Raw genomic sequence first — 22,019 nt, 5'->3', positions numbered from 1 at the left:
ACGCCAATTACACCAAACTTTCAGACCATCCAGTAACCCGGACTATCCCTAGAGACAACCGGGGTAAGGTCAGGCTACCCGCAACGCGAGACGGATCTCCTGTGCCAGGGCAGACCGCAATTCGGCGCGGGTGTAGCGCCCCACGCTGGCATGACGCCCGCCCCCTCGCACCTCGATCAGCGCATCTGCCAGAGCAGTTGGCGCCACCTGCACAAAGTCCCTCGCGAATTCCTCGCGCCTGATCTTGCCGGCACACTCCCACTCCACCACCAGACGGCCCGCCCCCAGAAAGATGCGTTCACGGTCTGCCGCATGCCTGGCATACAGCAAAAACGCCACACCCACCGCCAGCAGCTCGATTGCCGCGAAGGGCAGCACCAGAGGCGCGCCGCTCCACCAGAAGAAACCTGCTACGGACAGCGAGACACCACACAGGCACGCGTAGGTGATCCCCATTTGCACGGGAGTGAGCGAACAGTTGCGCTTGAACAACCATTCCACCCCAGCGGGGGACACCGTTGCGAACCGGAAAGTCGTGTGCAAAGACGTCACGGACAACGCACCATCAGGGAGCCGGTCGCCGTCAGAACGGCCGGACAGGAGGGGACCAGACCCCAAAAACCTTGATCTATGTCAATTGTAGCCGCGCTTTCACAGGAATCCTGGCGGGCGCGGATGGCAGGTGCTTACCTCGCGCCGCCTCCGCGCAGCATGGCGCGCATGTCGTCCACGGAGACGGTGCTTGATGGCGCTACCTTGACCTTGGGCGCTGCCTTGAAGGCGTGTCCGTACACCACCTCGACAGTGACCGACAAAAGCCCTTCCCCAGTGCGTGGCAAGCCACTCTCCAGGGCATCCACCAGAGCCTGGCGATGGCCTCTTCCAAGCAGGCCGCGCGGCCGCTCGGTGTGGAGATTGCGGCCCCAGTCGCGCAAGTCCTGCAACAACCGCTCTGCGTTGGGATAGGTCAGCGTCAGGCGTTCCATGTCCATCACCGGCTCGGCAAAGCCGGTTTCGACCAGCATGTCGCCCCAGTCGTGCATGTCGGTCAGCGCATGGGCCGGCGGGTGCCAGCCTTTCTGGGCGTACACCGCGCGCACCTCGCGCAGCGTGTCCGGCCCCAGGCTGGAGAACATCAGGAAGCCCCCCACGCGCAAGAGCTGGCGCCAGCGCTGCAGCAGACTGCGCGGGTCGTGGGTCAGGTGAAGCGCCATGTTGGCCCAGACCATCTCGGCAAGCTCTGCAGCCTCCCCATCGGCCAACACCCTGGGCGCCGACGCCCACCACTTGAACGGCTGCCGCATGGCAGCGCGCGCACCGCCTCTGCGCCCGAGCAACTTCGCCGCCTGCGCCGCCTGATCGCCCGCGATCCAGACGCCCGCATCCGGATAAACGTCCCGCAGACGCCTGTGCGTGGCCAGGCCGCCAAGCAGCGGCGACCAGTCCAGCCAGTCCTGCGGCACCTGCTTGAACCAGCCCAGGCGATCGACCATCCGGCCACCGACTTCCTCGTGCAGCCACGGGCTGCCCTGGCGCGACATGGCGCGCCAGCGCCCCGAGGCCACCGGATCGAGGCCTGGCACGATGGCGGCGTTGTGGGCAAGGGGGTGATCCATGGGGCGCAGGCAAGGAGAAAAGGGAACCGGGCAGTATATTCATCCGATGCGCATCCTGCCCAGCCGCCTGCATTGGCCCTCCGTCTGCGCGGTGTGCAGCCGCTGGCCTTCCAGCCGCGTCTGCGATATGTGCATGCAGCGGCTTGGCAGCGCGCAGTCGCGCTGCCCAGGCTGCGCGCTGCCCCTTGCCCCCGGGCTGCTGCGCTGCGTGCGTTGCCAGGAGGCGCCGTTGACCCCACTGGAGAACTGTCATGCGCGCGTGACCTACTCCTACCCCTGGGTGGACATCGTCGCCCGGTTCAAGTTCCAGGGGCAACCGGCCTGGGCCCGTGAACTGGCTGGCTGGATGCTGGAAACACCCGAGGCCCGGACGCTGCTGGACGAGGCCGACCTCATCGCGCCCGTGCCGCTGACACCTGCTCGGCTGCGCGAACGGGGCTACAACCAGGCCTGGGAACTGGTAAAGGGGCTGCGCGCCGCCTCGAGTTCAAAGGCCGTGGCGTGGCCCGACCTGCTGGAGCGCGAAGCAGACGCCCGGCTCCAGCACACCCTGCCACGGGAACAGCGGCTCGCCAACGCCCGCCAGGCATTGCAGTGCTCTCCCGGTCGCCGCAGTGCCGTGGCTGGACGGCACGTGCTGCTGGTGGATGATGTGATGACCACGGGGGCCACCCTGCAGGCGGCCGCGCTCGTGCTGCGTGAAGCAGGAGCCGCAACGGTCAGCGGCCTGGTGTTCGCACGCACCCCGGCGCCAGGTGCCGTGGAATAATCGCCGACCCATGTTTCACATCGTCCTCGTCCACCCCGAAATTCCGCCGAACACCGGCAACGTCATCCGGCTGTGCGCCAACACCGGCTGCACGCTGCACCTGGTGGAGCCGCTCGGCTTTTCCATGGACGACAAGCACATGCGCCGTGCCGGTCTGGATTACCACGAATACGCCGAGGTGCGCCGTCACGCAGATTGGGGCAGTTTCCTGGTGCAGGAGAAACCTGCCCCCCGGCGCTGTTTCGCGATGACGACACGTGGCCAGCGCACCGTTCACGACGTGACCTTCCAACCGGGGGACTGGCTGGTGTTCGGCTCGGAGACAAGCGGCCTGCCCCAGGCTCTGCGCGAGACCTTCGCTCCAGAGCAGCAGCTCCGCCTGCCCATGCGCCCTGGCCAGCGCAGCCTCAACCTCTCCAACGCGGTAGCGGTCGTGGTCTACGAAGCGTGGCGTCAGCAGGGCTTCGCCTGATTCACAAGGCCTTCAGGGGTAGAGGCGGGCAAGAAACTCCGCCACGCACGCAGGCTTGCCTGCACCCTCGCACTCCACGGTGACCGTCCAGGTGAACTGCCAGCCATTGCCGGGCAGCGCTTGGGCGGCCTGCAGCATGAAATGCCCGCGCAGGCGGCTGCCCACCGGAACCGGCGCAGTGAAGCGGACGCGGTTCAAGCCGTAGTTGACGCCCATGCGGGCCTCGGTCACCACCAGTGACGACTCGAGCAGCCTGGGCACGAGAGAAAGCGTCAGGAACCCGTGGGCGATGGTGGCGCCAAAGGGCCCGGACCTGGCACGCTCGGGGTCCACATGTATCCATTGGTGGTCGCCGGTGGCCTGGGCAAACAGGTCGATCTGCTCCTGGGTGACGGTATGCCAGTCACTGACGGCCACGGTCTGGCCCGCGCAAGCTGCCAGGTCATGCAAGGTGTCGAAGGTCTTCATGGCCCGCACTTTAGGCACGGGCGGCCGCCCCGGCTGTCCAGCCCGCGACAAGCCGGGCGGCAAACACGCAGCGTCAACGCTCCAGCCAGGCGCAAATGGGCTCCCACTGCTCCAGGTCCCTGGCCACGCGGGCAGGCTGCACGTCAAACAATGACAAGCCGCGCGCCGCCAGGTGGATGTAGTTCTGCGTGTCGCGCAAATGCCCCAGCACTGGCAAGCCCAGACCGCCGACGAACTCCTGCAGCTTGTCTGCGGCAATGGTGCGTGCGTCCACCCGCATGCCCACCACGCCAATGTCCAGCGCCGACGTCTTCCGGCGTTCCTGCAGCTCGTCCAGGAACGCGCGGGTGGCGTAAATGTCAAAAATGCTGGGCTGCAAGGGGATCAGGAGCTTGTCCGCTCGGCGCAGCACCTCCTTCAAATGGCGTCCATGCAAACCGGCTGGCGTGTCCAACACCACGTGCGTGGTTCCACGCGGCGGCTTGAGCACCTCGTCGCCCGAAGCGTCCCAGCCCGCAATAGGCCTGGCCTGGGCCGGGCGCAGCGACAACCACGTGCCGGAAGACTGCTGACGATCGGCGTCGCCCAGCATGACAGCGTGCCCCCGCTTGGCCAGGTAGCCAGCGGCATTGGTGGCCAGCGTGGACTTGCCCACCCCGCCCTTGGGGTTGGCGACAACAATGATGGTCATCTGTGTACCCTCCTTGCGTGGCAGTATGGTAGCAAGGCCGCTGCGGTGGTGCCCGTCAGCCCAACAGGGCGTCCCAGACGAGTTTCACCCCCGTCAGGAACATGCCCAGGTAGACCATGCGGTAGAAAAGCTTTGGCTGGATACGCCGCGCCAGGCTCACGCCGACCCACACCCCCAGCGGGGCCAACGGCAGCAGCACCAGGGAGGTGGCGAAATTGCGCCAGTCCAGCAGACCCAGCCACGCATACGGAATCCACTTGCTCAGGTTGACCACGAAAAAGAGCACCGCCATGGTGGCTGTGAACACCACGGGCTTGAGCCTGAGCGGGATGACATAGGCATTGACCGGCGGCCCGCCAGCGTGGGCCACGAAACTGGTGAAACCGGACGTGGCAACCAGCACGGCGCCCAGCCAGCGCGGCGGCGGGGGCGCATCCGGGCGAGGAGGAAACAACAGGCGCTGCGCAAGGAACAGCAAGGTCAGCCCGCCCACCACACCAGCCACCACCCTGGCATCCACCAGCCTGAAGAGCAGCGTGCCGATCACCGTGCCCACCAGCGCACAGGGGATCATGAAACGCAGCAGGCGGGCATCGAAATCCTTGCGGAAAGCCGCCACGCCCAGCAGGTCCATCACCAACAGCAGAGGCATCAGAATGGCCGCCGCCTGCGGAACGGTGACCGCCAGCGCCATCATGGGCACGGCCAGGGAGCCAAAACCCGCCCCGAAACCGCTTTTGCTGATACCCAGCAACAGCACGGCAGGCACGGAGACGGCATAAAACCAGGGGTCGGTGATGGGCGCGAAGTTCACCGGCGCGATGGTAACCGCTGCCAGACCGCTCACCCCGCATGCCTTGCGGCGACAATCTCGTTCATATGAACCAGATAGGTCAATGGACAGAGTCGCTGCGCGTTGCCGTTGAAGTGGCGGCCACGCTGGCGTTTGCCCTGTCGGGGCTGCTGGCGGCAGCCCGCAAGCGGCTGGATGCCGTGGGGGTTTTCACCGTCACTTTCCTGGCCGCATTTGGCGGCGGCACGCTGCGCGACCTGCTGCTGGACCTGCGCCCCTTTTTCTGGGTGGAACACGTTTACTGGCTGTGGACGCTGATGCTGCTTTGCCTGGCAGCCATGCTGTTCATGCGGAACCGGCATTTCGACCCCACGGAACGCGCCATGCTGTGGCCCGACACGCTCGGCCTGGGCCTGTTCGCCGCCACGGGCGTCAGCAAGGCGCTGCATGCGGGCACCCCTGCCCTGGTGGCGGTGTTCATGGGCGTGGTGACGGGCGTCTTCGGGGGCGTGCTGCGCGACATGGTCTGCAACGAGATTCCCCGGGCCTTCCACGACCACAAACCCTATGCCATCTGTGCATTCGCCGGCGGCTGGGCCTACATCGGCTGGTGGAACCTCAGCGGCTCGGCCAGCCAGGCCTTGCTGATATGCATTGCGATCACGGCCGGGCTGCGTGCGCTGGCCGTGTGGCGCAACTGGGAACTGCCGCCCTGGCGGGTGTGAAACCCCGCCAAAGGACAATACACACCATGTTCACACCCTCTCAAGCCGATGTGCGGCGCTTTTTCTGCTCGGTTTACACCAAGACGGTGAACCAGCAACCGATGGAGGCCATCGAAATCCTGGCCAGCGAGTGGATCCAGCGCCACCCCGAGTACCACGCCGACCTGTCCGATGTGGACGAGGCCCTGCGCCGGATGCACGAACCCGGCGATGCCCGAGACAACCCCTTCCTTCACCTGTCAATGCACCTGAGCATCAGCGAACAATGCTCCATTGACCAGCCGCCGGGCATCCGGCAGGCGGTGGAACTGCTGGCGGCACGGAAGGATTCGCTGCACGACGCCCACCACGAAGTCATGGAATGCCTGGGGCGCATGCTGTGGGAGAGCCAGCGCAGCGGCCGCCCGCCGGACGGCCAGGCTTACATAGACCAAGTGCGCCGTGCCGCCACACGCGACTGAAAGCATAAAAGCCCCGGCGGGCTGAACCCGCCAGGGCTTTACGGTGGGCCAAAACCCAGACCGTTCTCAGGCGGGCGGAGTTCGATGTCACGCCAGCCTGGGAGCAAGAGATTGCTCCCATTTGGACGCCGGGCCACAAGGGGCAACCGAGTGGCGGGCGTTTGTTCGCGTTCATCGCGAACGGCTTCACTGTACCCCCGCAGCACTCACCTGCGCAAGCTCAAATTTTCAATCGATCTCCGGCACCCCATTGAACGAAATTCGTCGGCCGGAACGTCCCTGGCTGCACTCTGCAATCGCTCTCAATATACGTTTAATAGAATAAAAAGACGATTTAAAAGTATTGACGATGAATGTAGATGCCCCTACCATTCGCGCCAACTCGAACCCTAGGGTTAGCCCTAGGACGCTGCCGAACCCGGCTAAGTTGATGACCTGCCTAGGTTTTCAATGGCGACCCCCAATCCAGGCACCCACGGCCCGCGTCATGCGCGGGCATTTCGTGTGTGTGCATAGAAAGGAGCGTGCTATGACAGCGCCGACCATTTCAAGGCAACCCGGCATCGCCCGCACCGTCCTGACCATCATGGACGATGTGGTGCGCGGCTTCGTTGCCACCACCCGCAACAGCATGGCCCTGCTGGGACTCGTGCTGGCCGTGGGTGTCACCCTTTTCGTGACCCGGCCAGACCTGCGTGACCAAGCCGAACGCCAGCTGTTCGGCTGGCTCATGGAGCGCCAGATCGCCGGGCAGACCATCCCCGTGGACCCGTCTGCGGTGGAGCGAGTGACCGCTGCAAACCCCGGTGAACTGCCCAAGGCGCAGGCACAGGTGGCAGACTGGCTGAGCCGCAAGTACCGCGTCGCACCCGAACCGCTGAGCGCGCTTGTGGCCGAGGCCTACGCCATTGGCTCACGCACGGGCATTGACCCGACCCTGATCCTGGCTGTCATGGCCATCGAGTCGCGCTTCAACCCCTTCGCGGCAAGCCCAGTGGGCGCGCAAGGCCTGATGCAGGTGATGACCCGGGTGCACACGGACAAGTACGAAGACTTCGGCGGCAACCTTGCGGCATTCGACCCGGTGACCAACCTGCGCGTTGGCGTGCAGGTTCTGCAGGAAACGATTCGCCGTGCCGGTTCCGTGGAAGGCGGCCTGAAGCTGTATGTCGGTGCCGTCACCTCCGACGGCGCGGACTACGTGGACAAGGTGATGTCCGAGCACGAGCGCCTGCAACGCGTGGCACAGGGCCAGCGCGTCGCCTTCAACGCTTTCCAGCGGCGCAGCACGCCGTCCACGACGGTGCCCCTGATGCCCAACCTGCCCGGCGACAACGAGCTGGAGGCTGAAGCCTCCCCGAAATCCCTGGGCCAGCCCGGTCCCAGCGCCTCCTGATAAAATCCACCCCGTGCGCAACTGGCGATAGGCCGGGCGGCCCCACCGGCCACCCGAGCTGACGTGGGCCACCACGGGGAAGCGCACCGCCGTCGCAGCCAGCTGCGGGGTGCCAAGCCGTTCGCCTGGGCAGCCCTTGTCACCGCACAGGGAATCCACTCTATCCAGGACTGCCATGTACGACCGCTCCATCCTCGTTGAACAAGCCGATCCCGAGCTGTTTGCCGCCATTCAGGCCGAGAACGCACGCCAGGAACACCACATCGAGCTGATCGCCAGTGAAAACTACGCCTCGCCGGCCGTGATGGCGGCGCAGGGCTCGCAGCTCACCAACAAATACGCCGAAGGCTACCCGGGCAAGCGCTACTACGGCGGTTGCGAATACGTGGACGTGGCCGAGCAGCTGGCCATTGACCGCCTGAAGCAGCTGTTTGGTGCCGACGCCGCCAACGTACAGCCACACTGCGGCGCCTCCGCCAACGAGGCCGTGTTCCTGGCCTTCCTCAAGCCTGGCGACACCATCATGGGCATGAGCCTGGCCGAAGGCGGCCACCTGACCCACGGCATGCCGCTGAACATGTCTGGCAAGTGGTTCAACGTCGTGTCCTACGGCCTGAACGAAAAGGAAGAGATCGACTACGACGCGATGGAAGCCAAGGCGCGTGAACACCGCCCCAAGCTGATCGTGGCGGGCGCGTCGGCCTACAGCCTGCGCATCGACTTCGAGCGCTTTGCCAAGGTGGCCAAGGAAATCGGCGCCATCTTCATGGTGGACATGGCCCACTACGCAGGCCTGATCGCCGCGGGCGTGTACCCCAACCCCGTGCCGTTTGCCGACGTGGTGACCTCCACCACCCACAAGAGCCTGCGCGGCCCGCGCGGTGGCATCATCCTCATGAAGGCCGAACACGAGAAGGCCATCAACAGCGCCATCTTCCCCGGCCTGCAGGGCGGCCCGCTGATGCACGTGATCGCAGCCAAGGCCGTGGCTTTCAAGGAAGCGCTGACGCCCGAGTTCAAGGCCTACCAGCAGCAGGTGGTGAAGAACGCCCAGATCGTGGCCGAGACGCTGACCCAGCGTGGCCTGCGCATTGTGAGCGGCCGCACCGAAAGCCACGTGATGCTGGTGGACCTGCGTGCCAAGGGCATCACCGGCAAGGAAGCCGAGGCCGTGCTGGGCAGCGCCCACATGACCATCAACAAGAACGCCATCCCGAACGACCCCGAGAAGCCGATGGTGACCAGCGGCATCCGCGTGGGCACCCCGGCGATGACGACGCGCGGCTTCAAGGACGAGGAAGCCCGCCTGACCGCCAACCTGATTGCCGACGTGCTGGACAACCCGCGCGACCCGGCCAACATTGAAGCCGTGCGCGCCAAGGTGGCTGCCTTGACCGCACGTTTCCCGGTCTACCGCTGACGAGACTGCCCCGGCCTTGCCCGGGGCATTTTTTTGCCTATGAAGTGTCCTTTTTGCGGCCACGCCGACACCCAGGTGGTGGAGACCCGGATCTCCGAAGAAGGCGATTTTGTCCGCCGCAGGCGGCGCTGTGGCGCTTGCGACAAGCGCTTCACGACCTACGAACGCCCAGAGGTAACCTTCCCGGTGGTTGTGAAGAAGGACGGGCGGCGCATCGAATACGACCCGTCGAAGCTGCGCGGCAGCCTGACCCTGGCCCTGCGCAAGCGCCCGGTGAGCACCGAGCAGGTGGACGCCGCCGTGGAGCGCATCGAGGAAAAGCTGCTGAACCAGGGCGCGCGCGAGGTGGCCAGCCACCGCATTGGCGAGCTGGTGATGCGCGAGCTGAAGAAACTGGACAAGGTGGCCTACATACGTTTTGCCAGCGTGTACCGCAGCTTCGAGGACATCGACGAATTCCGCGCTCTGGTGGACGAGGTGCGCAAGTGAACGCGCCCACTTCAACTTTGGACGAGTGGCTCTCGCGCGAAGCGGCTGTACAGCAGCGCCTGGCGGCGGGCCCCGGCCCAGGCATTGCCACCCCGCAGCAACTGGCGGGGCGCAATGGGCTGGAAATCATGCAGGGGGTGATACACGGCGAACTGCCCTACCCGCCCATTGCACGCACGCTGGACTTTCTGCTGGTGGACGTTGCTGACGGGCAGGCGGTGTTCCAGGGCACGCCCGGGCCGCAGCACTTCAACCCCATGGGCACGGTGCACGGCGGCTGGTTTGCCACGCTGCTGGATTCGGCCCTGGGCTGCGCGGTGCACACCAAGATGCCCGTGGGCCGCGCCTACACCACGGCCGAACTGAGCGTGAACATCGTGCGCGCGCTCACACCCAAGGTACAACGCGTGCGCGCCATCGGCAAGGTCATCCACTGCGGGCGCCAGCTCGCCACGGCAGATGCCCAACTGGTGGGACCGGACGGCACGCTCTACGCTCACGCCACCACGACCTGCCTGGTTTTCGAGATGCGCGCACAATAACGCGCATGCGAATCCTTCACACCATGCTGCGCGTTGGCAACCTCCAGCGCTCCATCGATTTCTACACCAAGGTGCTCGGCATGACGCTGCTGCGCACGTCCGAGAACCCCGAGTACAAATACTCCCTGGCGTTTCTGGGCTTTGACGGCGGCAACCCTGGCCAGGCCGAGATCGAGCTGACCTACAACTGGGGCGTGGAGCAGTACGAGATGGGCACTGCCTACGGGCACATCGCCCTGGGCGTGCCTGATGCCTACGCCGCCTGCGAGAAGATCAAGGCCGCTGGCGGCAACGTGACGCGCGAGGCTGGCCCCGTGAAAGGCGGCACGACGGTGATTGCCTTTGTGACGGACCCTGATGGCTACAAGATCGAACTGATCCAGCGCGACGCCGAAGCAGCCGGAGCCGGTCTGCGCTGACCGAAGAGCACGCGGCGGGGGCACACCCCGCCACGCGTGAAACTCAGAGCGTTTCCGCCCCGCCCAGGTAGGGGCGCAGGGCCGCCGGCACCGTGATGCTGCCGTCGGCGTTCTGGTAGTTTTCGAGCACGGCCACCAGCGCGCGGCCCACGGCCAGGCCAGAGCCGTTGAGGGTATGCACCAGCTCGTTCTTACCCTGGGCGTTCTTGAAGCGGGCCTGCAGGCGTCGCGCCTGGAAGGCCTCGCAGTTGCTCACCGAGCTGATCTCGCGGTAGGTGTTCTGCGCGGGCAGCCACACCTCCAGATCGTGCGTGCGGGTGGCGCCAAAACCCATGTCGCCCGTGCACAGGGCCAGCACGCGGTAAGGCAGGCCGAGCTTTTGCAGCACGGCCTCGGCGTGGCGGGTCATGTCCTCCAGCGCCTCGTAGCTCTTTTCGGGGTGGACGATCTGCACCATCTCGACCTTGTCGAACTGGTGCTGGCGGATCAGGCCACGCGTGTCGCGTCCGGCGGAACCAGCTTCAGACCGGAAGCACGGTGTATGCGCGGTGAGCTTGATGGGCAGATCGGCCTCGGCCACGATTTCGTCACGCACGAAGTTGGTCAGCGTCACCTCGCTGGTGGGAATGAGGTACATCGCCGACTCGCTGTCACCCTCCTGGCCGCCCTTCTTGGCGGCGAACAGGTCGGCCTCGAACTTGGGCAGCTGGCCGGTGCCGCGAAGTGTGTCGGCGTTGACGATGTAGGGGGTGTAGCACTCGGTGTAGCCGTGCTCCTGGGTCTGCAGGTCGAGCATGAACTGGGCGAGCGCGCGGTGCAGGCGCGCCACTTTGCCCTTCATGACCACAAAGCGCGAACCGCTGAGCTTGGCGGCGGTCTCGAAGTCCAGTCCCAGGGGCTCGGCCAGCTCGACGTGGTCTTTGGGCGTGAAGCCCAGCTCGGGCGGGTTGGCACCCAGACCGCCTTGCGGTGCCCAGCGGCGCAGTTCCACGTTGCCGTGCTCGTCGGCACCCACCGGCACGCTTTCGTGCGGCAGGTTGGGCACGGCCAGCAGCAGGGTCTGCAGTTCGGACTGGATCTGGTCGAGCCGCGCGGCAGAGGCCTCCAGCGTGCCCTTGATCTCACCGACCTCGGCCATGACGGCTTCGGCCTCGGCGTGCTGGCCCTTGCCCTTGAGCATGCCGATCTGCTTGGACAGGCTGTTGCGGCGGGCCTGAAGCTCTTCCGTCTTGACCTGCAGGGCCTTGCGCTCGTTTTCGAGCGACTGGAAGGCCTCCACGTCGAGGAAGGGCTGGGGGTTCTTGCGGGTCTGGAGGCGCGCGACGACGGCGTCGAGGTCTTTGCGCAGGAGGGTGATGTCTAGCATGATGCACCCGATTTTAGAGGGTGACCGTGCAACGCCTCAGCCTCTCACTCGGCCTTGAGGCCCTTGGGCAGCGGAAACTTGGTGGTTTCGCGCACGCCGTCGAGGCTGCGCACCGAAACCGCACCCAGCGCCTTGAGCCGCTGCACCACGCCCTGCACCAGGTCTTCGGGGGCCGATGCACCTGCCGTCACCCCCACACGGGTGCGGCCAGTGAACCATTCGTCGCGCAGTTCCGAGGCGTCTTCCACCATGTGTGCGGGCACGCCCAGGCGCTCGGCCAGTTCGCGCAGGCGGTTGGTGTTGGAGCTGGTGGGGCTTCCCACCACCACCACGGCGTCCACCTGCCGGCTCATCAGCTTGACGGCGTCTTGCCGGTTCTGGGTGGCGTAGCAGATGTCCTGCTGCTTGGGCTCGCGGATCTGGGGGAAGCGCGCCTTGACGGCGGCGGTGATCTCGGCGGCGTCGTCCACGCTCAGCGTGGTCTGCGTGACCACGGCGAGCTTGTCGGTCTGGGCGGGCTGCACCCGGGCCACGTCGGCCACGTCTTCCACCAGGTGAATGCCACTGTCGAGCTGGCCCATGGTGCCTTCGACCTCGGGGTGGCCCTTGTGGCCGATCATGATGAATTCGTAGCCTTCCTTGTGCAGCTTGGCCACTTCGACGTGGACCTTGCTGACCAGCGGGCAGGTGGCGTCGAAGATGCGGAAACCGCGCCGTTCGGCCTCACGCTGGATGGCCTGGCTCACACCGTGGGCGCTGAACACCAGCGTGGCACCGGCGGGCACCTCGTCAAGCTCTTCGATGAAGATGGCGCCGCGGGCCTTGAGGTCGTTGACCACATGGGTGTTGTGCACGATTTCGTGCCGCACATAGATGGGGCGGCCGAACTTTTCCAGCGCGCGCTCGACGATCTCGATGGCGCGGTCCACCCCGGCGCAAAAGCCGCGCGGCTCGGCCAGAAGGACTTCCTGCACGGCGCTGTTCAAGGCGCTCATCACAGCACTCCGATGATCTGGACCTCGAACCGCACCGGCTGGCCCGCCAGCGGGTGATTGAAGTCGAACAGCACAGCGCCGTCCTCACGTACCTCGCGCACGGCGCCGGCGTAGCTGCCCAGGCCGTCAGGCGTGGGGAACTGCACCACGTCGCCCGCCGCGTATTGCTCGTGCGGGTCGCCCAGCTGGTTGAGCAGCTTGCGCGCCACCCACTGGACCATGTCGGGCTGGCGTTCGCCAAAGGCCTCGCCAGCGGCCAGCTCGATCACCGTGTGCGTGCCCTCTTCCAGGCCAATGAGGCGCTGCTCGATGGCGGGCGACAGTTCGCCCCCGCCCAGGCTGAGCGTGGCGGGTTGGGCTTCGAAGGTGTTGATGAAATCGCGCCCGTCCGGCCCGGAGAGGCGGTAGTGCAACGTGAGAAAGGAGCCGGATTCGACCTGGGGCATGGCGTGAGACAGCGCGGTGATACAAAAACCCCATTGTAGGAAAAGGGAGGAACACGCATGAACACCCCGGCCATGCCGCTCAAAGGGCTGCCCGCCGACGCGCGCCCGCGAGAGAAACTGCTGCAGCGCGGCCCCGCCGCCCTGAGCGACGCCGAACTGCTGGCCCTGCTGCTGCGCACGGGTGTGCAGGGCAAAAACGTGGTGATGCTTGCCCAGGAGCTGGTGGACCGTTTTGGCGGCGTGGCGGGCCTGCTGCACAGCGGCGCCGATGCCCTGAAAACCGTAAAGGGCCTAGGCCCGGCCAAGCGTGCCGAACTGATGGCCGTGGTGGAACTGGCACGCCGCGCCCTGGCGCAGGAGCTGAAGGAGCGTGCGCTGTTCGACTCGCCCGCCGCCGTGGCGCACTACCTGCAGCTGCACCTGGGGCACAAACCGCACGAGGTGTTCGCCGTGCTCTTCCTGGACAGCCAGCACCGCCTGCTGGCACTGGAAGAACTCTTCAGGGGGACGCTGGCACAGACCTCGGTATATCCGCGCGAGGTGGTGCTGCGCGCCTTGCACCATAACGCCGCCGCTGTGGTGCTGGCCCACAACCACCCCAGCGGCGTGGCGGAACCTTCCCGCGCCGACCAGACGCTGACGCAGACCCTGAAGTCGGCGCTGGCACTGGTGGACGTGCGCGTGCTGGACCACTTTGTGGTGACGGCGGGCTCTGCCCGGTCCATGGCCGAAATGGGCCTGGTGTAGCGAGCTGCAACCATTCCCCCCACCCACCACGGCAGGGGGCCGCCTGCGCGACAATCCCGGGCATGACGAAAGTGCGCAGCTTGTCCGACCTGAAGACGCTGAAGAAGGCGATGGCCGCCCAGGCGGCAGAGCAGGCTGCCCGGCGTGCCGCCGAGGAGGCCGCCCAGCAGGAGGCGCAACGCCGCCTGCACCACGACAAGCAACTCTTTGAGCGTGCGGTGGGCGCCGTGAAGCGCCTGCCCCACCATGGCAGGCATACCCTGCCGTTGGCCGCGCCGCTGCCCATACCGCAGCAACGGCAACGCGACGAACAGGCCGTGATGCAGGAGGCCCTGAGCGATGCCTTTGACGCCGAGACCCTGCTGCTCACCGACGAGCACCTGAGCTTTCGCCGCCCCGGCCTGGGCCCGGACGTGGTGCGCAAGCTGCGTCAGGGTGACTGGAGCCTGCAGGCCGAGATCGACCTGCATGGCCTGCGGACCGACGAGGCACGCACGGCCCTGGCCACCTTTGTGCGCGAAGCCCACAAGAAAGGCCTGCGCTGCGTGCGCGTGGTACACGGCAAGGGTTTGGGCTCGCCCGGCAAGACGCCCGTGCTCAAGGGCCGCGTGCACAGCTGGCTGGTGCAGAAGAACGAGGTGATGGCCTTTGTGCAGGCACGGCCCGCCGAAGGTGGCGCGGGGGCGCTGGTGGTGTTGCTGCGCCCTTCCATCAGGCACTTGCCCGGGCAAGGCGGCTGAGGCACCTTGCCCGACTGGACAGGGAGATTCAGGCCGGGGTGTTGCGCATCCAGTCCGCGGTCTGGAAAAAGCTCTGCTTCAATCGCTCGCGCAAGTCGGCGGGCACCTGGGTTTCACGCATGGCCTGGTCCATGCAGGCCAGCCACTGGTCGCGCTCCTGTAAGCCGATCTTGAAAGGCATGTGGCGCATGCGCAGGCGCGGGTGGCCAAAGCGGTCCTGGTAGTGCTGAGGGCCACCCAGCCAGCCGCACAGGAACCAGAAGAGCTTCTGGCGCGCGTCGTCCAGCGCGGCGCCATGACTGGCGCGCAATTCGCGGTAGCCGGGCTCCAGGTCCATCAGGTCGTAGAAGCGGTCCACCAGGACACGCACGGCGGGCTCGCCGCCTATCCATTCGAAGGGGGTAGCAGGGGTGTTCATCATTCAGCAGTTTGGCGCAGGGTTTGTACCACGGGCGTGCGCAGCACCCCGCGCAGGCCCCACCAGCCTGCAGCCAGAGCCAGAACCGCCCCTGCTACGGCGCCCGCCAGGGGCACCCACGGGGCGGCGTTCCACTGGAATTCGAAGGCATAGCGGGCCAAAGCCCAGCCCACGGCCACGGCCACGACGGACGCCAGGAAGCCCGCCAGCACCCCCACCCCGGCCAGCTCGGCACGCTGCACCTGGCGCAGCAGGCTGGACTGCGCGCCCACGGCGCGCAGGATGGCGAATTCACGCTCACGCTCGCTGCGCGTGGCGGTGAGCGCGGCGAACAGCACCACCAGGCCTGCCGCCAGGGTGAAGGCAAACAGGAACTCCACCGCGCGGATGACCTGGTCCAGCACGCGCTGCACCTGGGCAATGGTGCTGCTCATGTCCACGTTGGTGATGTTGGGGTACTGGCGCACCAGGGTGTTGTCGAACCCGGGGGTATCAGGCGCGCGGTAGGCGCTGATGAACGTGGTGGGCACGCCGGGCATCTGGTCCACCGGGTACATGGCAAAGAAGTTGACGTGCATGGAACCCCAGTCCACCTTGCGCAGGCTGGTGATGGTGGATTCGATGGGCATGCCCGCCACGTCGAAGGTGAGGCGGTCGCCCAGGTGCAGGCCCAGGGTCTCGGCCAGCCCTTCTTCAATGCTGATGGCGCCTGCTTCGTTGTCCGTCCAGCGCCCGCCCACGACGGGGTTGTGCGCAGGCGCCTGCGCGCTGTGGGACAGGTTGAATTCGCGGTCCACCAGGCGCTGGGCGCGGTCACCCTGGAAGTCCTCGGGCACGACGGCGCGGCCATTGACCGCCACCAGCCGCCCCCGGATCATGGGGTACCAGTCGTAATGCGCCACGCCCTGCGCCTTAAGGGTGGCCTGGAAGGGCTCGGCCTGCTCGGGCTGGATGTTGATGACGAAACGGTTGGGCGCGTCGGGCGGCGTAGCTTGCTGCCAGCTGCTGATGAGATCGGTACGCAGCAGCACAAGCAGCACCAGCGCCAGCAGGCCGATGGACAAAGCACTCACCTGAACCACGGCGTAGGCCGGGCGCGCGGAGAGCTGGCGCGTGGCCAGGCGCAGCCAGCGCGGCGCCGTGGACTCGTTGACCCAGGCACGCAGCAGGCGCACGGCCAGATAGCTGACCAGTGCAAACAACGCCGCTGCGCCAGCAAAGCCCCCCACGGCGATGAGGCCCAACGTGAGGTCGCGACTGGCCGCCAGCAGCAAGGCGGCAAAGCCAGCAGTGCCCAGCCCCAGCACCGCCAGCGAGGCGGGCTTGAGGTTGCCCATGTCGCGGCGGATGACGCGCAGGGCCGGCACACGTGCAAGCTGCAGCACGGGCGGCAGGCCAAACGCGAGCATGAGCGTGAGCCCCACGCCCAGGCCGAACAACGCAGGCCACACGCTGGGCGCTGGCATGGCCGTTTTGACGAGGCCTGCCAGCAGGATGACGAAACCGTGATGCACCGCGTAGCCCAGGGCAACGCCCAGCACCCCTGCCAGCAACCCCACGACAACGAACGAGAAGGTGTACGCACGCGCCATGGTGCCCTGCGACAGGCCCAGCACGCGCAGCATGGCGCAGTCGTCGAGGTGGCGCGCGGCATAGACGCGAGCGGCAATACCCACCGCCACGGCGCTCAGCAAGGCGGCCAGCAGCGCTACCAGGTTGAGGAATTTCTCGGCCCGCGCCAGGGTCTGCTGCATCTCGGGGCGGCCGCCTTCCAGGGATTCAAGCCGTATGCCACGCACCTCTGGCCGCTTGAGTTCGGCCTCGGCCCACTGGATGTAACGTTTGACAGCGGGCTCGTCACCCGCCACGGCCAGGCGGTAGCTCAAGCGGCTGGCGGGTTGCACCAGCCCGGTGGCAGGCAGGTCCTGCGCGTTGATCATCACGCGCGGCGCAAAGCTCATGAAGCCTGCACCCCGGTCGGGTTCGATGACGATGACGCGGTCAATGCGGAACTGGCGATCGCCCAGCCACAGCGGGTCGCCCACCTTCAGGTCCAGGGCGGACAGCAGCGGTGCATCCACCCAGGCCGTCCCAGGTGGCGGGATGTCGTCGGTCGGTGCATCAGGCGCGTCGGGCGCGCTGGCCACACTCAGGCGGCCGCGCAAGGGGTAGCCCGCCTGCACCGCCTTCAGCGCCACCAGGCGCGCGGTGCCTCCTTGGGCATCGTCTGCGCGGCCCATGGTGGGAAAGCTGACGTTCGCAGTGGTGGCCAGCCCCAGGGCCTTGGCTTGAGCCTCGAAGGCCGGGGGCGGCGGCTGGTCGCTGCGCAGCACGGCGTCACCGCCGATGAGCTGGCGAGCGTCGCGCTCCAGGCCGTTTTGCAGGCGGTCGGCAAAGAAGCCCACCGCCGTCAGCGCGGCCACCGCCAGTGCCACGGCCAGCACCAGCACGCGCAGTTCACCCGCGCGCCAGTCGCGCCACAGGGCGCGCCAGCCGATGGTCCAGAACGAGGGAGAGGTTGCTGCGGAAGTGGCCGTCATGCGCCCAAGGTTAGCGCAAAGACGGCAACCTTACTTGGTACCGAAGATACGATCGCCCGCGTCGCCCAGACCGGGAACGATGTAGCCGTGCTCGTTGAGGCCACGGTCCACCGCCGGGGTGTAGATGGGCACGTCGGGGTGGTGGTCGTGGAAGTTCTTGACGCCTTCGGGGCAGGCCACCAGGCAGGCAAAGCGCAGCGAGCGCGGGTTGCTGCGCTTGAGGCGGTCCACCGCGGCCACGGCGGAGTTGCCAGTGGCCAGCATGGGGTCGAGCACGATCACGTCACGCTCTTCCATCCCTTGCGGCATCTTGAAGTAGTACTCCACGGGCTGCAGGGTGTCGGGGTCGCGGTACAGGCCGATGTGCCCCACGCGCGCGCTGGGCAGCACCTGCAGCATGCCGTCGAGGAAGCCGTTGCCCGCGCGCAGGATGGAGGCCAGCACGATTTTCTTGCCGTCGATGACGCGGGATTTCATCTTCTCCAGCGGCGTCTCGATCTCGATCTCCTGCATGGGCATGTCGCGCGTGATCTCATAGGCCAGCAGGGTGCTGATCTCTTGCGCAAGCTGGCGGAAGCTCTTGGTGCTGGTGTCCTTCTGGCGCATCAGGGTGAGCTTGTGCTGGACCAGGGGGTGATCGATGATGTGTACGTCTCGGCTCATGGCTGAACGGTAATAAAACGGGGGTAATGGATGGCCGCAGTATCCCACAGGCACCGTCTGCGGTAACGGCAGTGGCACCGTGGGGCAGCGGCGCCAAGGCCACAATGGCACCATGAACCCGATTGACCCGACCACCCTGCACAGCGCCCTGCGCCAGTCTTCCCACGCGCGCTTTTTCGTCACAGACATTGACGGCGTGTGCCGGGGCAAGAGCCTTTCTGGCGAGAAGATGGCCGACCTGCTGGCCCACGGCGGCACCATTGCCAGCGCCGTGTTCGGCTGGGATGTGGCCGACGACCTGTACAGCAGCGGCGTGGACTTTGCCGGGCTGCACACGGGCCTGGGCGAAATCGGCCTGCGGCTGGACCCGGCCACCGCACGCCGCCTGCCCTGGGACGACCACCGCTGGGTGCTGCTGGGCGAACACCTGGACGCCCAAGGCCAGCCCCTGCCCATCTGCCCTCGCCAGGTGCTCAAACGTGTGCTGGCCAAGGCAGCGAGCATGGGGCTGAGCGTGCAGGTGGGCGTGGAGTACGAATGGTTTGTACTGGCGGAAACCGAGCGCAGCGTGCGCGAAAAAGGCTACCGCAAGCTGGAGACTGCCACGCAGGCCATCAACAACTATTCGCCGTTCCGCATTGACGCCCAGAAAGCCTTTGTGGACCAGCTTTTCACCTGGCTGCCCGAGATTGACGTGCCCATTGAAGCGCTGCACACCGAAGCGGGGCCGGGCAACTTTGAAGTGGCGCTGCGCTATGGCGAAGCCCTGCAGATGGCCGACCGCGCGGCCTTGTTCAAGCAGTCCGTGCGCGAGATTGGCCGCCCCCACGGGTTGCTGAGCACCTTCATGGCGAAATGGTCGCCCGCCTACGGTGGTTGCGGCCAGCACCTGCACCAGAGCGTTTGGAAAGACGGCACCAACCTGTTCCACGACGCCAGCGCGCCGCAGGGCATCAGCGCCACCATGCGGCACTACATTGCCGGGCAGTTGCACGCCCTGCCCCACCTGTTTGCGGTGTACGCGCCCTTCGTCAACAGCTACAAGCGCCTGGTGGACGGCATGCTGGCCCCCGTGCGCGCCAACTGGGCCGTGGACAACCGCAACGCCTCGCTGCGCGTGGTGCCGGGCAGCGCACGTTCGCAACGGCTGGAAACGCGCACGCCGGGCGCCGATGCCAACCCCTACCTGATCCTGGCGGCGGCCATTGCCTCGGGCCTGTACGGGATTGAGCACAAGCTTGAGCCGGGGGACGCCACGCCACCTGGGGGCGAAGATGGGGAACGCCTGCCGCGTACCCTGGCCGAGGCCACGGACGCCATGGACCACTCAGAGTTGGCGCGCGAGCTGCTGGGAGAAGCCTTCGTGGACCACTTCGTGCAGACGCGGCGCTGGGAATGGCGGCGCTTCAGCCAGGCTGTGACGGACTGGGAACTGGCACGCTACCTGGAAATGGTTTGACCGGCCACTGCCGGGTCTGGGAACGTCAGACAGCGTGCAGGGGGCGCTGCAGTTCCACGTCGTGCACCAGCCGCTGGGGGTGCGTGAAACAAAGGAAACGTTGGTTGGTGGCGCGCCCGATGGTGCACAGCCCCACGCGATCTGCCACCTCCAGGCCCATCTGCGTGGTGCCGCTGCGCGACACCACCACCGGCACACCCATCTGAGCGGCCTTGATGACCATCTCGCTCGTCAGGCGGCCCGTGGTGTAGAAGACCTTGTCTGCGCCATCCATGGCGGCGGGGTCCTGCAGCCACATCCACCCGGCGATCGTGTCCACCGCGTTGTGGCGGCCCACGTCCTCCACGAACAGCAGCATCTCGGCACCGCGGAACAGCGCGCAGCCGTGCACCGAGCCAGATGCCTTGTAAACCGACTCCTGCTCGCGGATGGCCTTGACCACCTGGTACAGCTCGGACTGGCGCAGCGTGGCCTCGGGCGACAGGCGGATACGGTCCACGTCGTCCATCAAACCGCCGAACACACTGCCCTGCCCGCAGCCAGTGGTGACCACGCGGCGCGAGGTGCGCTCCTCGATGGCGTCAATGCCATGGCGCGTCTTGACCGAAGCGGCGCCCACGTCCCAGTCCACGGTGATGGACTCGATGTCGTGCACGGAATCGACCAGCCGCTGGTTGCGCAGGTAGCCCAGCACCAGCCATTCGGGATGAGCGCCCAGCGTCATCAGCGTGACCAGCTCGCGCTTGTCCACGTAGACGGTGAGGTCACGCTCGGCCGGAATGGAGGTAGTGCGACGCTCGCCAAACTCGTTGACCACCGCCACCTCGCGCGTCAGCGGGGCACTGGCGCGCGTGAGCCTCGGCAGGGGCTGGCGGTGCAGCCCTTGTTCGAGCACGTGGAGGCAGGGTTCGGTCAACAGCATGGTGTGGTCAGGCTTTGGCGGAGGCACCCGGCACCACCGCGGCGCCGGAGGAAGCTGGCGCGCTGCGCTGGGCTGGGATCTTGCCGGCCTTGATGTCGTCGTGCCAGAGCTCGTGGTGCTCCTTGGCCCAGGTTTCATCAACGTAGCCGGTCTTCATGGCCTTGTAGGCCCCTTGCATGCCGATGGTACCCATGTAGATGTGACCCATGAACATGACCATCATGATGACCGCGGCGGTCGCATGGATCATGTGGGCGATCTGCATGTCGGCGCGCAGGTAGGCCAGGCCGGGAATGACCTTGTCCAGCACCAGGCCGGAGCCGACCACCACCAGGCCGAACAGGAACACACCGCCCCAGAACAGCACCTTTTCACCGGCGTTGAAGCGGTGCGACGGGACTTCGTGCCCCCCCAGCAGGCCACCGCCCTTGAGCAGCCAGGTGATGTCTTCCTTGCGCGGCAGGTTGTCCTTCACGAAAGTGACGATGACCACCACCAGCGACACGGCAAACAGCGGCCCGGTGAAGTTGTGGATGTTCTTGAGCGCGTAGGTGAGCCAGCCGAACAGCGTGGTGCCGATGACCGGCAGGATGAAGTACTGCCCGAACGCCATGACGATGCCCGACACCGCCAGTGCCACGAACGCAATGGCGTTGACCCAGTGCGCCGCGCGCTCGAAGTAGGTGAAACGCTCGATCAGGCGACCCGTTTCCTTGCCGTGAAGCTGCAAGGTGCCCTTCTTGAAGTAGAAAAGCGCAATGGCCACCAGCACGATCAGCATGAGCGCGCCGCCATAAGGCAGGATCACCTGGTTGCGCACCTGCCGCCAGGCCTCGCCCGCGTTGGTGTAGGCCGAACCGGGGTACTGCACGAAGGGCTGGATCAGCGTGCCGTATTCCGCGTACGGGAAGTTGGTCACGCCTGTGGTGCCCTGCCCCACCTGGCGCCACACGGGCGCGTTGTTGCCGGGTTGCACCTTGGCGCGCTCGGCGTTAGTTTGCTCGGCGTAGCCGGGCTGGGTGGCTGCGTCGGTGATTTCCAGGATGTTGCCATGCTGGATGCCTGCTGCGGGCGCAGCGGCTGCGGGCGCGGGCGCGGCCTGAGCCAACGCCAGCGGCGCGGCCAGGGCGAAGCAGGCGGCCATGCAGCCACCCGCCAGCCAGCGCCTTGCACTGCTGAGGGACAGAGAGCCTGTCATGCTTGTCTCCTCACTGCTGTTTGGCAGCAGTACGGTTGTATTCGTTCTGCCCGTACTGGGCGCGTGCGCGCAGCTGCTGCTGCCAGGCGTCCTGGTCGCCGGCCTTCCAGCCGGGCGCAGCGTACTGGCTGGCGCCCACGCCGGTGTGCGGCGGGCTGTCGGACTTGATGCCGCCCATGCCCTGGGGCTTTTCGCCACAGGCGCCCAGCAGCAAGGCTGCCACGGCGGCCGACACGGCGATGAAAGTGCGTTGGCGCATCATGT

26 protein-coding genes are annotated in these 22,019 nt (G+C 66.5%); 12 read left to right on the top strand and 14 right to left on the bottom strand.

Annotation, left to right across the window (positions count from 1 at the left end; translation table 11 throughout):
- Nucleotides 1-69: 69 nt before the first annotated feature.
- Nucleotides 70-552, bottom strand: a complete 483-nt coding sequence (locus ACYVHH_RS13085; protein WP_460565613.1) for a DUF2244 domain-containing protein — start codon at nt 550-552, stop codon at nt 70-72.
- Nucleotides 553-686: 134 nt separating this feature from the next.
- A complete protein-coding gene (locus ACYVHH_RS13080) occupies nt 687-1,616 on the bottom strand; it encodes a class I SAM-dependent methyltransferase (RefSeq protein WP_460565612.1) in 930 nt (309 codons plus the stop codon).
- Nucleotides 1,617-1,662: 46 nt separating this feature from the next.
- Between ACYVHH_RS13080 and ACYVHH_RS13075 the strand changes: the two genes are divergently transcribed.
- The gene (locus ACYVHH_RS13075) at nt 1,663-2,385 is read left to right on the top strand and encodes a ComF family protein (protein WP_460565611.1); all 723 of its coding nucleotides are present in this window, start codon (nt 1,663-1,665) and stop codon (nt 2,383-2,385) included.
- A 10-nt stretch (nt 2,386-2,395) separates the two neighbouring features.
- Complete coding sequence (trmL, locus tag ACYVHH_RS13070; RefSeq protein WP_460565609.1) at nt 2,396-2,857, top strand: tRNA (uridine(34)/cytosine(34)/5-carboxymethylaminomethyluridine(34)-2'-O)-methyltransferase TrmL; 462 nt, start codon at nt 2,396-2,398, stop codon at nt 2,855-2,857.
- A gap of 12 nt (nt 2,858-2,869) precedes the next feature.
- On the opposite strand, the gene ACYVHH_RS13065 is transcribed toward trmL, so the two are convergent.
- The 3 genes from ACYVHH_RS13065 to ACYVHH_RS13055 all read right to left on the bottom strand — a co-directional run bounded on the left by ACYVHH_RS13065 (nt 2,870) and on the right by ACYVHH_RS13055 (nt 4,830).
- Nucleotides 2,870-3,325, bottom strand: coding sequence for a MaoC family dehydratase (locus tag ACYVHH_RS13065; RefSeq protein ID WP_460565608.1), 456 nt, complete (start codon nt 3,323-3,325; stop codon nt 2,870-2,872).
- 73 nt (nt 3,326-3,398) lie between these two features.
- On the bottom strand, nt 3,399-4,016 hold the full coding sequence (locus ACYVHH_RS13060) for a nucleotide-binding protein (protein ID WP_460565607.1): 618 nt from the start codon (nt 4,014-4,016) through the stop codon (nt 3,399-3,401).
- Nucleotides 4,017-4,071: 55 nt separating this feature from the next.
- Entirely contained in the window at nt 4,072-4,830 is a 759-nt protein-coding gene (locus ACYVHH_RS13055; RefSeq protein ID WP_460565665.1) for a sulfite exporter TauE/SafE family protein, read from the bottom strand.
- 65 nt (nt 4,831-4,895) lie between these two features.
- On the opposite strand from ACYVHH_RS13055, the gene ACYVHH_RS13050 reads away from it, so the two are divergent.
- The 7 genes from ACYVHH_RS13050 to gloA all read left to right on the top strand — a co-directional run bounded on the left by ACYVHH_RS13050 (nt 4,896) and on the right by gloA (nt 10,261).
- Nucleotides 4,896-5,534 carry a trimeric intracellular cation channel family protein gene (locus ACYVHH_RS13050; protein ID WP_460565606.1) on the top strand — a complete coding sequence of 213 codons (639 nt, stop codon included), beginning with the start codon at nt 4,896-4,898 and terminating at the stop codon, nt 5,532-5,534.
- Nucleotides 5,535-5,560: 26 nt separating this feature from the next.
- Entirely contained in the window at nt 5,561-5,995 is a 435-nt protein-coding gene (locus tag ACYVHH_RS13045) for a DUF1841 family protein (protein ID WP_460565605.1), read from the top strand.
- Nucleotides 5,996-6,524: 529 nt separating this feature from the next.
- Nucleotides 6,525-7,391: a transglycosylase SLT domain-containing protein gene (locus tag ACYVHH_RS13040; RefSeq protein ID WP_460565604.1), complete on the top strand. Its 867-nt coding sequence runs from the start codon at nt 6,525-6,527 to the stop codon at nt 7,389-7,391.
- Between the two features lie 175 nt (nt 7,392-7,566).
- Nucleotides 7,567-8,811: a serine hydroxymethyltransferase gene (gene glyA, locus ACYVHH_RS13035; protein WP_460565603.1), complete on the top strand. Its 1,245-nt coding sequence runs from the start codon at nt 7,567-7,569 to the stop codon at nt 8,809-8,811.
- Nucleotides 8,812-8,850: 39 nt separating this feature from the next.
- Nucleotides 8,851-9,300, top strand: a complete 450-nt coding sequence (gene nrdR, locus ACYVHH_RS13030) for a transcriptional regulator NrdR (RefSeq protein ID WP_460565602.1) — start codon at nt 8,851-8,853, stop codon at nt 9,298-9,300.
- Nucleotides 9,297-9,842, top strand: coding sequence for a PaaI family thioesterase (locus ACYVHH_RS13025; protein WP_460565601.1), 546 nt, complete (start codon nt 9,297-9,299; stop codon nt 9,840-9,842). The genes nrdR and ACYVHH_RS13025 overlap by 4 nt, the downstream gene beginning before the upstream one ends.
- A gap of 5 nt (nt 9,843-9,847) precedes the next feature.
- Nucleotides 9,848-10,261 (top strand): lactoylglutathione lyase, encoded by a 414-nt coding sequence (gloA, locus tag ACYVHH_RS13020; protein WP_460565600.1) that lies wholly within the window; start codon nt 9,848-9,850, stop codon nt 10,259-10,261.
- A gap of 43 nt (nt 10,262-10,304) precedes the next feature.
- On the opposite strand, the gene serS is transcribed toward gloA, so the two are convergent.
- From serS to ACYVHH_RS13005, 3 genes are read right to left on the bottom strand one after another with little or no spacing between them, the layout of a single operon-like run.
- Complete coding sequence (gene serS, locus ACYVHH_RS13015) at nt 10,305-11,627, bottom strand: serine--tRNA ligase (protein ID WP_460565599.1); 1,323 nt, start codon at nt 11,625-11,627, stop codon at nt 10,305-10,307.
- Between the two features lie 44 nt (nt 11,628-11,671).
- Nucleotides 11,672-12,622, bottom strand: coding sequence for a 4-hydroxy-3-methylbut-2-enyl diphosphate reductase (ispH, locus tag ACYVHH_RS13010; RefSeq protein WP_460565598.1), 951 nt, complete (start codon nt 12,620-12,622; stop codon nt 11,672-11,674).
- A complete protein-coding gene (locus ACYVHH_RS13005; RefSeq protein WP_460565597.1) occupies nt 12,622-13,068 on the bottom strand; it encodes an FKBP-type peptidyl-prolyl cis-trans isomerase in 447 nt (148 codons plus the stop codon). Before ACYVHH_RS13005 ends, ispH begins: the two co-directional genes overlap by 1 nt.
- Before the next feature lie 72 nt (nt 13,069-13,140).
- Between ACYVHH_RS13005 and radC the strand changes: the two genes are divergently transcribed.
- A complete protein-coding gene (radC, locus tag ACYVHH_RS13000; RefSeq protein WP_460565664.1) occupies nt 13,141-13,815 on the top strand; it encodes a RadC family protein in 675 nt (224 codons plus the stop codon).
- A gap of 62 nt (nt 13,816-13,877) precedes the next feature.
- Entirely contained in the window at nt 13,878-14,555 is a 678-nt protein-coding gene (locus tag ACYVHH_RS12995) for a Smr/MutS family protein (protein WP_460565596.1), read from the top strand.
- A 28-nt stretch (nt 14,556-14,583) separates the two neighbouring features.
- On the opposite strand, the gene ACYVHH_RS12990 is transcribed toward ACYVHH_RS12995, so the two are convergent.
- From ACYVHH_RS12990 to upp, 3 genes are read right to left on the bottom strand one after another with little or no spacing between them, the layout of a single operon-like run.
- Nucleotides 14,584-14,976 carry a group II truncated hemoglobin gene (locus ACYVHH_RS12990; protein ID WP_460565595.1) on the bottom strand — a complete coding sequence of 131 codons (393 nt, stop codon included), beginning with the start codon at nt 14,974-14,976 and terminating at the stop codon, nt 14,584-14,586.
- Entirely contained in the window at nt 14,973-17,513 is a 2,541-nt protein-coding gene (locus tag ACYVHH_RS12985) for an ABC transporter permease (RefSeq protein ID WP_460565594.1), read from the bottom strand. Before ACYVHH_RS12985 ends, ACYVHH_RS12990 begins: the two co-directional genes overlap by 4 nt.
- A 30-nt stretch (nt 17,514-17,543) precedes the next feature.
- Nucleotides 17,544-18,176, bottom strand: coding sequence for a uracil phosphoribosyltransferase (upp, locus tag ACYVHH_RS12980; protein ID WP_460565593.1), 633 nt, complete (start codon nt 18,174-18,176; stop codon nt 17,544-17,546).
- A gap of 112 nt (nt 18,177-18,288) precedes the next feature.
- On the opposite strand from upp, the gene ACYVHH_RS12975 reads away from it, so the two are divergent.
- Nucleotides 18,289-19,635, top strand: a complete 1,347-nt coding sequence (locus tag ACYVHH_RS12975; RefSeq protein ID WP_460565591.1) for a glutamine synthetase family protein — start codon at nt 18,289-18,291, stop codon at nt 19,633-19,635.
- Nucleotides 19,636-19,660: 25 nt separating this feature from the next.
- On the opposite strand, the gene ACYVHH_RS12970 is transcribed toward ACYVHH_RS12975, so the two are convergent.
- The 3 genes from ACYVHH_RS12970 to ACYVHH_RS12960 are packed head-to-tail and all read right to left on the bottom strand — an operon-like array spanning nt 19,661 to nt 22,017.
- Nucleotides 19,661-20,557 (bottom strand): formate dehydrogenase accessory sulfurtransferase FdhD, encoded by an 897-nt coding sequence (locus ACYVHH_RS12970; RefSeq protein WP_460565590.1) that lies wholly within the window; start codon nt 20,555-20,557, stop codon nt 19,661-19,663.
- Nucleotides 20,558-20,564: 7 nt separating this feature from the next.
- Complete coding sequence (locus tag ACYVHH_RS12965; protein WP_460565589.1) at nt 20,565-21,755, bottom strand: formate dehydrogenase subunit gamma; 1,191 nt, start codon at nt 21,753-21,755, stop codon at nt 20,565-20,567.
- Nucleotides 21,756-21,765: 10 nt separating this feature from the next.
- Nucleotides 21,766-22,017: a hypothetical protein gene (locus tag ACYVHH_RS12960; protein WP_460565588.1), complete on the bottom strand. Its 252-nt coding sequence runs from the start codon at nt 22,015-22,017 to the stop codon at nt 21,766-21,768.
- Between the last annotated feature and the right edge of the window lie 2 nt (nt 22,018-22,019).

The sequence above is a fragment of the Hydrogenophaga aquatica genome, assembly GCF_054780915.1.
Note: the sequence above shows the minus strand (reverse complement) of the source record. Positions and strands in the feature narration are given on the sequence as shown.

Coding starts and splice junctions, on each gene's coding strand:
- ACYVHH_RS13080 (WP_460565612.1), bottom strand. CDS start 1,616: ATGGATCACCCCCTTGCCCACAACGCCGCCATCGTGCCAGGCCTCGAT.
- ACYVHH_RS13075 (WP_460565611.1), top strand. CDS start 1,663: ATGCGCATCCTGCCCAGCCGCCTGCATTGGCCCTCCGTCTGCGCGGTG.
- trmL (WP_460565609.1), top strand. CDS start 2,396: ATGTTTCACATCGTCCTCGTCCACCCCGAAATTCCGCCGAACACCGGC.
- ACYVHH_RS13065 (WP_460565608.1), bottom strand. CDS start 3,325: ATGAAGACCTTCGACACCTTGCATGACCTGGCAGCTTGCGCGGGCCAG.
- ACYVHH_RS13060 (WP_460565607.1), bottom strand. CDS start 4,016: ATGACCATCATTGTTGTCGCCAACCCCAAGGGCGGGGTGGGCAAGTCC.
- ACYVHH_RS13050 (WP_460565606.1), top strand. CDS start 4,896: ATGAACCAGATAGGTCAATGGACAGAGTCGCTGCGCGTTGCCGTTGAA.
- ACYVHH_RS13045 (WP_460565605.1), top strand. CDS start 5,561: ATGTTCACACCCTCTCAAGCCGATGTGCGGCGCTTTTTCTGCTCGGTT.
- ACYVHH_RS13040 (WP_460565604.1), top strand. CDS start 6,525: ATGACAGCGCCGACCATTTCAAGGCAACCCGGCATCGCCCGCACCGTC.
- glyA (WP_460565603.1), top strand. CDS start 7,567: ATGTACGACCGCTCCATCCTCGTTGAACAAGCCGATCCCGAGCTGTTT.
- nrdR (WP_460565602.1), top strand. CDS start 8,851: ATGAAGTGTCCTTTTTGCGGCCACGCCGACACCCAGGTGGTGGAGACC.
- gloA (WP_460565600.1), top strand. CDS start 9,848: ATGCGAATCCTTCACACCATGCTGCGCGTTGGCAACCTCCAGCGCTCC.
- serS (WP_460565599.1), bottom strand. CDS start 11,627: ATGCTAGACATCACCCTCCTGCGCAAAGACCTCGACGCCGTCGTCGCG.
- ispH (WP_460565598.1), bottom strand. CDS start 12,622: ATGAGCGCCTTGAACAGCGCCGTGCAGGAAGTCCTTCTGGCCGAGCCG.
- ACYVHH_RS13005 (WP_460565597.1), bottom strand. CDS start 13,068: ATGCCCCAGGTCGAATCCGGCTCCTTTCTCACGTTGCACTACCGCCTC.
- radC (WP_460565664.1), top strand. CDS start 13,141: ATGCCGCTCAAAGGGCTGCCCGCCGACGCGCGCCCGCGAGAGAAACTG.
- ACYVHH_RS12995 (WP_460565596.1), top strand. CDS start 13,878: ATGACGAAAGTGCGCAGCTTGTCCGACCTGAAGACGCTGAAGAAGGCG.
- ACYVHH_RS12990 (WP_460565595.1), bottom strand. CDS start 14,976: ATGATGAACACCCCTGCTACCCCCTTCGAATGGATAGGCGGCGAGCCC.
- ACYVHH_RS12985 (WP_460565594.1), bottom strand. CDS start 17,513: ATGACGGCCACTTCCGCAGCAACCTCTCCCTCGTTCTGGACCATCGGC.
- upp (WP_460565593.1), bottom strand. CDS start 18,176: ATGAGCCGAGACGTACACATCATCGATCACCCCCTGGTCCAGCACAAG.
- ACYVHH_RS12975 (WP_460565591.1), top strand. CDS start 18,289: ATGAACCCGATTGACCCGACCACCCTGCACAGCGCCCTGCGCCAGTCT.
- ACYVHH_RS12970 (WP_460565590.1), bottom strand. CDS start 20,557: ATGCTGTTGACCGAACCCTGCCTCCACGTGCTCGAACAAGGGCTGCAC.
- ACYVHH_RS12965 (WP_460565589.1), bottom strand. CDS start 21,755: ATGACAGGCTCTCTGTCCCTCAGCAGTGCAAGGCGCTGGCTGGCGGGT.
- ACYVHH_RS12960 (WP_460565588.1), bottom strand. CDS start 22,017: ATGATGCGCCAACGCACTTTCATCGCCGTGTCGGCCGCCGTGGCAGCC.